Source organism: Streptomyces sp. NPDC089799 (assembly GCF_040684755.1).
GTDB lineage: Bacteria > Actinomycetota > Actinomycetes > Streptomycetales > Streptomycetaceae > Streptomyces.
In genome coordinates this window covers 315,292-326,982 of sequence record NZ_JBFBGR010000004.1, presented here as the reverse complement: position 1 = coordinate 326,982, position 11,691 = coordinate 315,292, and the positions used below count along the sequence as shown (strand labels likewise).

The 11,691-nt window shown below is 71.1% G+C and carries 15 protein-coding genes and 1 pseudogene; 8 read left to right on the top strand and 8 right to left on the bottom strand.

Features of this window, described 5'->3' with window-relative positions; genetic code table 11:
- Positions 1–100 (top strand): annotated as a pseudogene (locus tag AB0O36_RS06060) (IS481 family transposase); the annotation flags it as partial.
- Between the two features lie 95 nt (positions 101–195).
- Here the strand turns inward: AB0O36_RS06060 and AB0O36_RS06055 are convergent.
- Positions 196–516 carry a putative quinol monooxygenase gene (locus AB0O36_RS06055; RefSeq protein WP_365104644.1) on the bottom strand — a complete coding sequence of 107 codons (321 nt, stop codon included), beginning with the start codon at positions 514–516 and terminating at the stop codon, positions 196–198.
- A gap of 101 nt (positions 517–617) precedes the next feature.
- Between AB0O36_RS06055 and AB0O36_RS06050 the strand changes: the two genes are divergently transcribed.
- The gene (locus AB0O36_RS06050) at positions 618–932 is read left to right on the top strand and encodes a helix-turn-helix domain-containing protein (RefSeq protein WP_365104641.1); all 315 of its coding nucleotides are present in this window, start codon (positions 618–620) and stop codon (positions 930–932) included.
- Between the two features lie 101 nt (positions 933–1,033).
- The gene (locus AB0O36_RS06045) at positions 1,034–1,759 is read left to right on the top strand and encodes a hypothetical protein (RefSeq protein ID WP_365104639.1); all 726 of its coding nucleotides are present in this window, start codon (positions 1,034–1,036) and stop codon (positions 1,757–1,759) included.
- 71 nt (positions 1,760–1,830) lie between these two features.
- Here AB0O36_RS06045 and AB0O36_RS06040 read toward each other — a convergent pair whose 3' ends face one another.
- Positions 1,831–2,253 (bottom strand): nuclear transport factor 2 family protein, encoded by a 423-nt coding sequence (locus AB0O36_RS06040; protein WP_365104636.1) that lies wholly within the window; start codon positions 2,251–2,253, stop codon positions 1,831–1,833.
- Positions 2,254–2,403: 150 nt separating this feature from the next.
- Between AB0O36_RS06040 and AB0O36_RS06035 the strand changes: the two genes are divergently transcribed.
- A complete protein-coding gene (locus tag AB0O36_RS06035; protein WP_365104633.1) occupies positions 2,404–2,943 on the top strand; it encodes a TetR/AcrR family transcriptional regulator in 540 nt (179 codons plus the stop codon).
- 67 nt (positions 2,944–3,010) lie between these two features.
- Here the strand turns inward: AB0O36_RS06035 and AB0O36_RS06030 are convergent, their stop codons facing one another.
- A complete protein-coding gene (locus tag AB0O36_RS06030) occupies positions 3,011–4,054 on the bottom strand; it encodes a hypothetical protein (protein WP_365104631.1) in 1,044 nt (347 codons plus the stop codon).
- Positions 4,055–4,254: 200 nt separating this feature from the next.
- Here AB0O36_RS06030 and AB0O36_RS06025 point away from each other — a divergent pair, with 200 nt between their 5' ends.
- Positions 4,255–4,992, top strand: coding sequence for a beta-glucanase (locus AB0O36_RS06025; RefSeq protein ID WP_365104629.1), 738 nt, complete (start codon positions 4,255–4,257; stop codon positions 4,990–4,992).
- A gap of 118 nt (positions 4,993–5,110) precedes the next feature.
- Here the strand turns inward: AB0O36_RS06025 and AB0O36_RS06020 are convergent, their stop codons facing one another.
- Together AB0O36_RS06020 and AB0O36_RS06015 are read right to left on the bottom strand one after the other, a co-directional pair.
- The gene (locus AB0O36_RS06020) at positions 5,111–6,034 is read right to left on the bottom strand and encodes a serine protease (RefSeq protein ID WP_365104627.1); all 924 of its coding nucleotides are present in this window, start codon (positions 6,032–6,034) and stop codon (positions 5,111–5,113) included.
- Between the two features lie 271 nt (positions 6,035–6,305).
- Positions 6,306–7,505, bottom strand: coding sequence for an MFS transporter (locus tag AB0O36_RS06015; protein ID WP_365104721.1), 1,200 nt, complete (start codon positions 7,503–7,505; stop codon positions 6,306–6,308).
- Positions 7,506–7,767: 262 nt separating this feature from the next.
- Here AB0O36_RS06015 and AB0O36_RS06010 point away from each other — a divergent pair, with 262 nt between their 5' ends.
- Positions 7,768–8,355 carry a histidine phosphatase family protein gene (locus AB0O36_RS06010; protein ID WP_365104624.1) on the top strand — a complete coding sequence of 196 codons (588 nt, stop codon included), beginning with the start codon at positions 7,768–7,770 and terminating at the stop codon, positions 8,353–8,355.
- Positions 8,356–8,414: 59 nt separating this feature from the next.
- Here AB0O36_RS06010 and AB0O36_RS06005 read toward each other — a convergent pair whose 3' ends face one another.
- Positions 8,415–8,846: a MarR family winged helix-turn-helix transcriptional regulator gene (locus AB0O36_RS06005; RefSeq protein ID WP_365104621.1), complete on the bottom strand. Its 432-nt coding sequence runs from the start codon at positions 8,844–8,846 to the stop codon at positions 8,415–8,417.
- A gap of 1 nt (position 8,847) precedes the next feature.
- Between AB0O36_RS06005 and AB0O36_RS06000 the strand changes: the two genes are divergently transcribed.
- A complete protein-coding gene (locus AB0O36_RS06000; RefSeq protein ID WP_365104718.1) occupies positions 8,848–9,192 on the top strand; it encodes a MarR family transcriptional regulator in 345 nt (114 codons plus the stop codon).
- Positions 9,193–9,477: 285 nt separating this feature from the next.
- Here the strand turns inward: AB0O36_RS06000 and AB0O36_RS05995 are convergent, their stop codons facing one another.
- Positions 9,478–9,999 carry a pyridoxamine 5'-phosphate oxidase family protein gene (locus AB0O36_RS05995; RefSeq protein ID WP_365104619.1) on the bottom strand — a complete coding sequence of 174 codons (522 nt, stop codon included), beginning with the start codon at positions 9,997–9,999 and terminating at the stop codon, positions 9,478–9,480.
- Positions 10,000–10,041: 42 nt separating this feature from the next.
- Positions 10,042–10,590 (bottom strand): ATP-binding protein, encoded by a 549-nt coding sequence (locus tag AB0O36_RS05990; RefSeq protein WP_365104616.1) that lies wholly within the window; start codon positions 10,588–10,590, stop codon positions 10,042–10,044.
- Positions 10,591–10,830: 240 nt separating this feature from the next.
- Between AB0O36_RS05990 and AB0O36_RS05985 the strand changes: the two genes are divergently transcribed.
- Positions 10,831–11,682 carry a helix-turn-helix transcriptional regulator gene (locus tag AB0O36_RS05985; RefSeq protein ID WP_365104613.1) on the top strand — a complete coding sequence of 284 codons (852 nt, stop codon included), beginning with the start codon at positions 10,831–10,833 and terminating at the stop codon, positions 11,680–11,682.
- The last annotated feature ends 9 nt before the right edge of the window (positions 11,683–11,691 follow it).

Genomic DNA, 11,691 nt, shown 5'->3' with positions numbered 1-11,691 from the left:
AGACTTCCTCCACACCTACAACCACCACCGCTGCCACACCGCACTGGGCGGACACCCACCCATCAGCCGCGTTAACAACCCTGCGGGTCAATACACCTAGGTCGCGCCTTCGGGCGAGCGGCTGCGGCTTCCGGATCGGGCCGGATCGGGCCGGATCGGGCCGGATCAGGCCGGATCAGGCCGGATCAGGCCGGATCAGGCCGGGCGCTCGCGGAGGTAGGGGCTGATCATGTCGAGGAAGCGGATGTCGAAGTCCGTCTGCAGGTACTCCATCCGCCGCTCCCAGAAGTCCTGCATGTGCGGGAGGGCGAGGTGGGCCTCCAGGTCCGCCTCGGAGCGCCACGCCTCGTAGAAGACGAAGACGCCCGGCTCGGCCCGGTCCTCGTGGAAGTGGTACTCCAGGCAGCCCGGCTCCTCACGGGTGGGCTCGACGAACGAGGCCAGTACGGTGCGCAGTTCGTCGACGCGCTCGGGCTTGGGACGGGCGAAGCCGACCAGGGTGAACGGCTGGTCCATGGGTGTGGTCCCCCTTCTCCACAGGTAAGATCGTTTTCGTACCTGGTGGACGCTACAAGGCACCCAGGTACGACGCAAGCCATACCTTGAGGAGATGTCAGATGCCCGACGAGGACGGCCACCCGGCTCCGGAGGAGATCGAGCTCGGCGCGGTGCTGGCCGCGCTCGCCGATCCGCTGCGCCGCCGCGTGGTGCGGGACCTGGCGGCCGCACCGCAGGGGACGGCGCGGACCTGCAGCTCCTTCGCACTGCCCGTTTCGAAGGCGACGACCACCCACCACTTCCGGGTGCTGCGCGAGGCCGGCCTGATCCGGCAGGTCAACCGGGGCAACAGCCGGATGGCGAGCCTGCGGCGGGAGGACGTCGAGGGCCGCTTCCCCGGGCTGCTGGCGCTGGTTGCGGCCGAGGCGGTGTAACGGGGGCGGGTCCGGTGGGGCCGGGGCGGGCGCCGGGGCGGAAGCGGTGGCACCCGTTCGAGGGATTACGCTCCGTAATCGCTTTGGCTACCTTTGGTGACGTGAGCCGGGAGGGTCCCGGCCACCCACCCGAGGAGAACGCCATGCGCAAGACCCTGGCCGTACGCCGGACCCTGCCCCTGCCCCTGTCCCTGCTCAAGGCCGCGACGCTCGTCGCAGCCGCCGCAGTCACGGGAGTGCTGGCGGCCGGCGCGCCGGCCTCGGCCGGACCTCCGCCCGCCCCGTCCGCCTTCTCCGCCCCGTCCGCCTTCTCCGTGCCGTCCGCCTTCTCCGTGCCGGCCGGCTTCGAGGAGGTCGTCCACGAGTGCCGGGAACGGGGCCGCGCGGCGCTGGGGCTGGGCGCGCCCTGCACGGCGTACTTCACGGAGGGGGACGGAGCGGTCTGGCTGTCCCAGAGGTTTGCCGAGCTGGACGCCGAATACGCCGCCCTGCTGGACGGGCTCCGGAGGCGCAGCCCCGGGGCGAAGGCGGCTCTCACCGGATATCCGGCCCTCGCGCAGCCGCCCGACGGCTGCCCGGTGCGGGCGTACGGCCCGGTGGCCAGAGCGGACCTGCCGTGGCTGGGCGCGCTGGGGAGACGGCTGAACGACCTGATCGGAGACCAAGCCGCCCGGCACGGGGCGGACTTCACCGTGCCGGGCGGTGGCTACGGGGGCCGGACGGTGGGATTCGGGGACCGGCGGCGCGACGGATGCGATCAGCGGACGGGCCTGCCGGTCCCGGCGCTGTTCACCGGTCCGGGCGCGGCTTTTCCCACTATCGGGTGACACGCTCCGGCCCGCAACCGGGAGCGGACGGGCTGTGAGCGGGCCGCGGGCGGGCCCGGGGCGGCGGTGGACTAGCGGTCGCCGAGGCGGCGGTCGGACTCGGCGATCGGGATGTCGTTGATGCTGGCCTCGCGCCGTCGCATCAGGCCGTCGTCCGCGAACTCCCACTGCTCGTTTCCGTGGCTGCGCCACCACTGGCCCGCGGCGTCGTGCCACTCGTACTCGAAGCGCACCGAGATGCGGTTGTCGGTGTAGGCCCAGAGCTCCTTGCGGAGCCGGTAGTCGAGTTCGCGCTCCCACTTCTCCGCGAGGAAGGCGCGGATCTCCTCGCGGCCCTGGAGGAAGCGGTCCCGGTTCCGCCACCGGGAGTCCTCGGTGTAGGCGAGCGCGACGCGTTCGGGGTCGCGGGAGTTCCAGGCGTCCTCGGCGGCCTGGACCTTGGCCCGGGCGGTCTCTTCGGTGAAGGGGGGCAGCGGCGGGCGGGTCACGGTCATGGTTCCGTCCTTCGAGCGTGAGGGATACACGGTTCACGGTTCAGTGCACGGTTCACGGTTCACGAAGCGAGAACGGGCGTTCTCGCCACGGGGGTGACGATACGAGAACGGGCGTTCTCTGCACAAGGGGATTCGGGCTAGGCTGCCTTCATGGACGACGAAGAGGCGCGGACCCGACTGCTCGACACGGCCGAGGAGTTGTTCTACGCGCACGGGATCCAGGCCGTCGGCATGGACCGCATCCGCACCGCCTCGGGGGTGCCGCTGAAGCGGCTGTACCGGCTCTTCCCCGCGAAGGAGTCCCTGGTCACCGCGTACCTGGAGCGCCGGGACCGGCGGTGGACGGACTCCCTGCGGGCAGCGGCCGGCCGGCCCGCGGAGCCCCGGGAGCGGGTGCTCGCGGTCTTCGACTGGCTGGCGGACTGGTTCACCGAGCCCGGCTTCCGCGGCTGCGCCTTCGTCAACACCCATGGCGAACTGGGCGCGGCGGCACCGGAGGTGGTCCGCTCCCACAAGGCGGAACTCCGCTCCCTGCTGCTGGACCTGGCGGACGGCAGGGCGGACCTGGCGGACCGGCTCCTGATCCTGGTCGAGGGCGCGACGGCGGTGGCCGCCCTCTCCCCCGGACCCGACCCCGCCCTCCGGGCCCGCGAGACGGCGGAGTTGGTGCTCACCCACGCGGGCCTCTGACGCACGGCGCGCCCCGCCCCGGGTGACGGAGCAGGGCACGGTGCGGGACCGAGCGGGACGGGAGCGGTCAGTCCGTCCCGAGGCCGAAGGTCTGCGTGTTGACGTTGCTGCCGTTCGGGCTCTGCACGTTGTTGTTGATGCTGATGTTGTTGAACATCGGCAGGACGCCGTTCAGGTTGATCGGCAGGATCGAACCTCCGCCGCCGTCGCCGTCGCCGTCCCCGTCGCCGTCGCCATCGTCACAGGTTCCACCGGTGACCGTGGTCGGGTCGTCCGCGGTGTCGGAGGCGCTGCCACCGCCCGAGACGGTGGCCGTGTTGTTGAACGAGCACGCGGCTGCCGCGCCGACGCGGACGGTGGCGGTGATCTGCGGGTAGCTGCTTCCGGCCGGGAGCGCGTCGGTCCGCACGCAGCTGAAGGTCTGCGTGCCCGGCGTGCATTCCCATCCGGTGCCGGTGGCCGACTCGAACGTGACGCCGGCGGGCAGGGAGTCGGTGACGGAGACCTGGCCGCTCGTCGGCCCCGCGCCGGAGGCGTTGGAGACGGTGATCGTGTAGGGGAGGGTGCCGCCCTGGGTGGCGTTCCCGGAGTGGGTCTTGGTGATGCCCAGTTGCGCGGGGACGGGGTCGGGCGTGTCCTCGACCGGAGTGCTGATGATGTGGTCCTGGGCCGCGGGGCCGCCACCGCCCGTGACACGGACGCCGTTGGTGACCAAGCCCGGGGCGTCCTGGGCGATGTTGACGTCAAGGACGATGACCGGGTAGCTGGAGCCCGCGCCGAGCGCGTCACTTCTCGTGCAGGTCAGCGTCACGAGCGTGCAGTCCCAGCCCGAACCGGCGAGGGAGGTCGCCGTTTGGCCGGGGCCCAGGGAGTCCATGACGGTGACCGTGCCCGAGCTGGGGCCCGCACCGCTGTTGCCCACGGTGATGCCGTAGGTGCCGGTACCCCCTTGGGCGAAGGCGCCCGCCGCCTCCTTGACGACGTACATCTGGGGGTCCCCGGGAGGCTGGGCATGCGCGGACGCGGCGCCCGCGGTGATCGGCAGCGCGAGACCCAACCCCAGCACCGCGGCAGAGCCCACCGCTCTCCGTCTCAGTTGTCCGAATCTCATGCGCTGCCTTCTTCCGTCGTCTGGAGGGGCCGGTGTTCGCCTGGCGACCCTGCCAGGACGACGGGCGCGCTCCCGCGGAAAGGGGGACCGACGCAGCGGAATTCACCGGGATCCCCGGCAGAACGCACCCGTACGGCGCAGGTGGTCGCGGACTCCCCGTGCGCCCGCCGGTGTCGACCCTGCGCCCCCCGGGCGCCGGTATGACTGGTTCCGCTTACGGGCACACCAGCGATGTGCTCCAGCGAATCGTGCAGAGGCTCCGCCCCCGCAAGACGTCCCAAGTTCCCGTCTTCACCGCTGACTTCGGCTCGGAGAGCCAGTGGGTCGCGGGCCGCTCCTGGGCCTATCCGAACGGCGGCCCGATCAATCCGGGCGACAACAAGTTGGACTATCTGGTCTCCGATCCCGCCTACAGCCGCAGTGGCGTCTTCCGTGCCACCCGCCGCCCCGACGGCAAATGGAACGCCGGCCTGCTCACCACCGAGGGGAGCGCCGAGTCCTTCATGGTGCAGACCGAGGACGTGCTGGAGGCGCGGGTCCGGCTGCCGGAGGAGATCGGCGCCTGGCCCGCCATCTGGACCTGGCGGGACGGGGGCCAGGAGATCGACGTCTTCGAGTACCACCCCGACAACCCCGACCTGCTGGAACTCTCCAACCACGTCCGCCAGGCAGGTCACTACCACCGCGACGCGGCCGTCGTGTCGCCCGGTGCGTGGATCGACCTCAAAGTGCAGTTCGGGGCGCGGTCGGTGACCTGGTGGGTGAACGGCAAGCGGGTGTTCGACGACCGGCGCGGAGTCGGCCGCCGCTGGCGGGCCCATCTGATCGTGAACCTGTCGGTCAGCGCCGGCCGCTACCACCCCGCCCCGGAGCCGGACTGCGAGGAGATGTCGTACGAGGTGGCCGCGCTGCGGGTGTACCGGACGGCGGTGAGGTGACCCGGGCCGGACGGCTCCGGGGCAGGGAAACAGAACGGCCCCGCCGTCCCCGATCGGAGAGATCGGGGACGGCGGGGCCGGCCGCTTGCTGCAGGTACCGCTCGACCGGAGTCGGCGATCACTTGATCTGCGGCGCCACGGTCTTCGAGTACCAGCTGTACTTCACGAAGACGGGGTAGGAGCCCTTGGCGGTGCAGCCCAGGCCCGAAACGAAGGAGTTGATGCCGACGACGCGGCCGTTGACGACCAGCGGACCGCCGGAGTCACCGTTGCAGATGGTGTTGGTCATCGCGTCGCTGCCGGAGGCCGGCTTGCCCGCGCAGACCATGTGGCCCTTGATGTAGGTGTTGCCCCAGTACTTGTTCTTGCAGGTCCAGTCGGACTGGATCGGCAGGTCGACCTTCTTCAGCCACGGCGACAGCGGCGAGTTGGCCTTGCCGCTGGTGCGGCCCCAGCCGAGGGCGGTGGCCTTCGTGCCGGGCTTGTAGGACGCCGTGTCACCGGACCAGGTGGTCTTGATCGGCTTGGCGGCGGTGGCCTTCGACAGCGTGACGACCGCGATGTCGTTGTCGATCTTCTTGGCGTTGTACGCCGGGTGGACCCAGTGCTTGCTGGCCGCGTACAGCTTGCCGCCGTAGAGGCTGCTGGAGTCGGCACGGTGCTTGGCACCGGTGACGACGACGGTCTTCTTCGCGTCCCGGCCGGCCAGGCAGTGCGCGGCCGTCAGGATCTTCTTGGGACCGACGACGGAGCCGCTGCAGAAGTACCCGTTGCCCTTGGAGTCCTGGGTGAAGATCTGGGCCATGTACGGGTACTGCTTGATGTCGGCGTAGGCCCCGCCGATGATCAGCGAGTCCTTCTCCGGTCCGGTCGGGTTGGCGTCCGCGTAGCTCTTGATGACGCTGAGCATCTCGGCTTCCGTCATGTCACCGGACGCGGTGGCGGCGTTGGCCGGCGCCGAAACGGCGGCGAGCATCGCCGCAGAGAGCACGGCACCCGCGATGGCGGCCGGACGGCTACCCACGAACTTCTTGAACTGCATTCAGTCTCTCCCCGTAGAGAAGTCGGATCGGACACGCGCAGGGGGAGGCTGTGGAAACGCGGAATTGCGCGGAAACAGTCACTGCACAACAGCAGGACCGGCATCAGATGCCGGCCGTGGTCCCCCGACGTGTGCGATGTGAAGATCCTATGACATGGGTACGACAACGCCGATCGAGTTGAGCGCCGTTATCGACAACCTGTTACAGAGCACGAACAACCCGGGCCCGCTGTTCTGCGTGAGGCCCAAGGGGCTTGGAAACACGCTCGGTTCATCCGTGCAGACCGGTGGGCCGGCGGTCCGGGGCGGGCCGGGAGGTGGCGGCCAGCGCCGCGCCCACGGCGACCGCCGCCGCGCCGATCAGCGGCAGGGCCGTGCGGTGGTCGACGGCGCCGACCAGTGCCGGGCCCAGGGCGAGGGCCAGCGCGTTGGGGGCGTAGAGGAGGGTGTTGGCCCCGGCGGCGGCACGGCCGACGAGCGCTCCGGGTACGTCCTGCTGTACGGCGGTCAGCGCGGCGATGATCACGCAGGGCAGGCCGGCTCCGATGGCCGCGCTGCAGGCCAGGGCGGTGGCGTCGTACGGGAGGGACCGCAGGGCGACCGCCGCGCCGAAGAGGGTGATGCCGGCGGCCGCGTAGCGGCGGGGCGGGTACCGGTGCATCAGGGTTCCGGCCGCTGCTCCGGCGGCGATGGAGCCGATGCCCTGGGCGGTGTAGAGGAGGCCGAGGAAGGCGGGCGAGTGGTGCAGGCCGTCGTCGACGAGGGCGTAGAGGAAGGAGCTGCCCAGGCCGGCGCAGGCCATGGCGGCTCCGGCGGCGAGGGTGAGGGCGCGGAGGTGCGGACGGCCCCAGAGCGCGCGGACCCCCTCGGCGGTGTCGGCGCGCCAGGACTGTCCGGCGCGGCATGCGGGGCTCGGCTCGCCGACCTTGACCCGGCTGAGGATGCAGGCGGCGAGGAGGAAGGTGACGGCGTCGAGCACCGCCACCCATCCCCCGCCGAAGCGGACGCAGAGCACGGCACCGGCGAGCGGCGCGAGCAGCTTCATCCCCTCGTGCGCCGCCATCCGCAGACCGTTGAAGTCGGCCAGCAGCCGCCGGTCGACGGCAGCGGAGACGAGTGCGGCCTCCGCGGCGTCCTGCACCACACCGGCGGCGCCGTAGGCGAGGAGCACGGCGAAGAGGATCCACAGGCTGTCGGCGGAGCCGACGGCACCCAGGGCGGTCAGTACGGCGGCGAGGGCGAGGTTCAGCCCGATGAGCAGCGGCTTGCGCCGGACCCGGTCGGCGATCGTGCCCAGCAGCGGGCCGAAGGGGGTGGCCGCCCACATCGCGAGGAAGGTGAGCGCGGCGAGGCCGTCGGAGCCGGTGAGGGTCTTCACCCACACGCCGGCGGCGAGCCAGAGCGCCGACGTACCGAATCCGGACACGAGGGCGGCGCCGAGACAGAGCCGCGCGTTCCGGTCGCGCAGCACCGCCCGCCGCCCGCCACGACCGCGCCCGTGGCCGTGGCCGTGCTCACCACCGCCGCCGCTGCCGTTGCCACCACCACCGCTGCCGCCCGTGAGCCCGGCTTCCGTGTCGCGTTCAGTCACCGTCTCACGATGCGGAATAAGGCCCCCGCTCCGGATCGGTCAGCTGCCTTAGATGGCGTCTCATGTGTACCGGCTCCGCTGCCGCCGGCGAAGGCGAGCAATCCGCCCCGGGGCGCCGCAGGAGCGGCTAGCGTGCGCAGGTATGGGTGAGCTGATGGTGATCAGGCACGGCCAGACCGAGTGGAGCCTGTCCGGCCGGCATGCCGGCCGCACCGACGTGCCGCTGACCGACGCCGGTGAGGCGACGGCCAGGGCCCTCGCGCCGAAGCTGGCCGGCCGTCCGCTGGTCGCCGTGTTCAGCAGTCCGCTGGGCCGCGCCATGCGGACGGCGGAGTTGGCGGGCCTGACCGGCGTCGAGCCCGATCCCGACCTGCTGGAATGGGACTACGGCGGCTACGAGGGCCTGACCGCCGAGCAGATCAGGGCGTCGAGACCAGGCTGGGACCTGTGGCGCGACGGAGTCGTTCGCGGCGGTGCCGATCACCCCGGCGAGCAGCTCCGGCAGGTGGCCGCGCGCACGGACGCGGTACTGGACCGCATCCGTCCGCTGCTGGACGACGGCGACGTCGCCGTCGTCGCCCACGGCCACCTCGCCCGCGTGCTCACCGTGCGCTGGCTCGGGCTGGACCCGTCCGCGAGCCGACTGCTCGGTCACCCCCATCCGGGCACCCTCGGCTTCCTGGCCACCGAGGACGGGCAGCCGTTCATCTCCGCCTGGAACGTCCCGTAGCGCCGGACCGCTCCCTCACTGCGGACACGGGCGACGCCGGAAGCACACGAGCGCTACGGCTACTGCCGGGGTGCTTCGGCGGCCAGGGCGTCGAGATGGGCCGCGACCCGCTGGAGCAGTTCCATCAGCACCTCGTGCTCGCCGGTCGAGAGGCACTCCATCATCCGGATCCTCAGCGCCCCGGACCGCTCGGAGACCTGCCCGTAGGCACCTCGCCCCTCCTCTGTCAGCGTCACTTCGCCGTCGTCCGCCGGCTGCGCCCAGCCACGCTCGACGAACCGCTCGACGTGCGGCCGCATGGTCGGCTCGTCGGCGGACAGGAACGCCGCCATGGTCTCGTCGAGCGCGGCGATGGTGGTCGGGCCGTACGAAATCGTGTTCAGCACCTGCCAGGTGCGCCGGTTCAGGCCGTCCTCGGCGAACAGCCGGCCCAGGCTCTCGGTGATGGCTCCGTCGATGTGCTTCAGCCAGTAAAAGCCGGTCGACCCCACGCTGTTCGGCGTTCTGGACGCCATCGACGCCCGTGACCGGGACCGGGCATGTGCGGTCAGCGATGTCGCCGCCCTCGGCGTGGACCAGCCCAGGGCGAGCCGTCTGGTGCTGCGCGCCAAGGAGGAAGGGTGGATCACACGTCGCACCGACCCTTCCGACGCCCGGCGCACGCTGCTCAGCCTGACCGAAGAGGGCCAGGAACAGGTGAACCGCGCACACCGGTTCCGGCAGGAGGTCTTCGCCCGCGTGATGGAGGAATGGCCGGACGCCGACCGCACCGAATTCACCCGGCTCATCACCGCGTTCGTGAACTCGTTGGCGGAGGTGGCCACCGACGCCGGGTGACGGGGACCAGGGGGTGGGCTTCGCGGGGTCGGGGCAGCAGACGGACATCCAGTGCAGGTGTGGCCGGCAACAGCCCGCTGCGCCGTCCCGGTCGAAGAGGTCCTCGTCCGCCCGGAACGTCCGAGGGCGGCAACCCGACCGCCACCGGCATGTTCCACACCGCCCTGGACGCGGCCCTCCCGGAGGAACGCGACCCGGCGGGCAGCGCCCTGGTCACCGGCGAAGCCATGCCTCTGGCTGGCCGTGATCGGGATCGCCTCCCCCTACCACTGACCCCAGGGCGGATCAGGGGGCGGTGAGCTTCGCGAGGTCGGGGCAGTAGACGGTCATCCAGTGCGGGTGCAGCCGGTAGTAGACCACTTCGTTGTCCCAGTCGAAGAGGTCCTCGCCGTAGAACTCCTTGAAGTACGCGAGCAGGTACGGCCAGTCCGCCGACGGTTCCCCGCCCTCGGGGTTGAGGACCTCCACGCTGCCGTGGGTGAACACGCCGAGGTCCTCGCCGCGCAGGTGGGCAACGCTGGCGGCCGGCCGCGCGGCGAGGTGCCGGGCCTTGGCCGCACCGCGCGCCGTACCGAAGTGCCACTTGCCGTGCAGGAAATGCCCGTCCACGCCGCTGATGCGCGGCTCGCCCTTGGCCGTCACGGTGGACAGGGCGAGCGTGCACATTCCGGTGAGGACCCGGGTGACCTGCTCCGCGGTCAGGGTGCGCTCGGTGTTGATGATCGAGCGGAGGTGCGCGGTGGAACGGGAGAGGGAAGCGTCGAGAAGGGCCTGGAGTTCCTTGAGTTCTTCCGGCGTTTCACGCATCCCGCCACCCTAGCCACCCGTGCCGTGTTCCGGCCGCTGCTTTCAGCCGGGCAGGCTGACCCAGCTCCGGTTCCCGCCACCGGGCTCCCGCGAGGGCCCGAACCCCCAGTTACCGCCATGGTCGCGCACCACTGCGGCCAGCACCCGGAGGGTGGCCCGGCGGCGGGCTTCGCAGTGCGCGGCGAGGCGGGGGTGGGCGTGTTCGGGGTGCCCGTCGTAGGAGATCAGGCGGAGCGAGCCGTCGCGGTAGCGGACGGACAGGTAGAGCTCCCCCTCGGGATCCATCCGCCAGGCGGAGCCGACGAGTTCGGAGGCGGCCTGTACGGCGGCCGGTTCGAGCGGGGCGAGTGCGTAGGCGTACAGCGCGGCCCGTACGGTCTGCCGCGCGACGGCCGCGGCGCGGGGCCCGGCGGGCAGGGTCACGCTGCACGTGAGCTGGTCCGGCGACGCGGCCGGCGGCACGGCTCCGGTGTCCCGGGCGATCGGGCACAGGGTGGCGGCGGGGTGGGTGAAGGGCAGGATCATCTTCGGCTCCCAGGGGTCGTCTGCGGTGACGGCGTTGACGGTTCGGTGCGGAAGCTCGACGCGCACAGGGGCCTACGCGGACCGGTTCGTGTGCGGCATGGCGGCGAGTGTGGCCTGTCTCCCCTTGCGCGGACCCGCCCCTCCGGGGGAGGGAGCGTGCGGGCAGGACAGCGCGATGCACTTCAACTCGCCGTGCGTAAGCAGTGCGCTACCGACTGTAGGGGGTTGGGTGGTGTCATTGCCACCCTTACGGTGACATCCGCGCCCCGCTGGACCGTGCGCGTGGGTTGCGGGCAGACTGCCCACATGCCACCGAGGACGTCGCCGACCTACCGCCAGACCAGGCTGGGCGCCGAACTGCGCCGAATGCGCCTGGACGCCGGGGTCACCGCGGAGTTCGCGGCCGGACTACTGGGCCTGGACCGCGGAAAGATCCCCAACATCGAGTCGGGCGTGCGGACTTTGAGCCCCGAACGCCTCCGCGCACTGACCGACCACTACGGCTGCGACGACGAGACATACATCGCCGAGCTCATCGCCATGACCGGACAGCGCAAGCGCGGCTGGTGGGACGAGTTCAGGGGCAAGCTGGCAGCCGGAATGCTCGACATCTCCGAACTGGAATGGCACGCAAGGGGGTTGCAGACGGTCCAGACCGTGCACATTCCCGGCCTGCTCCAGACCGAGGAGTACGCGCGCACCATCTTCAGCGCGATACTGCCGGACCCGCCCAGGCTGGACATCGAGCTGCGCGTGGCTCATCGGATGGGCCGACGGCGCGTACTGGACCAACCCAAACCCCTGCCGTACATCGGATACGTCCACGAGGCCGCCCTCCGAATGCAGTTCGGCGGACGCGCCGCCACTCGCGAGCAGTTGGACTACCTCTGTGAGCGCAGCACCGAGGAGCACATCACCATCCGCGTACTGCCGGTGTCCGGCGGGATCTTCCCGGGCGCAGGACACGCTTTGCTGTATGCCGAAGGACCCGTGCCGCAGCTCGACACTGCTCAAGTCGACTCGGTTCACGGACCGGACTTCATGCATTCGACCGACCAACTGGGGCGATACCGTCGACTGCTCGAATGGATGAGCAAGAACGCGCTCGACGCCGCCGCCTCCCGCGACTTCATCCACCGCATCCGCGGCGAACTGTGAGGAGCCCGA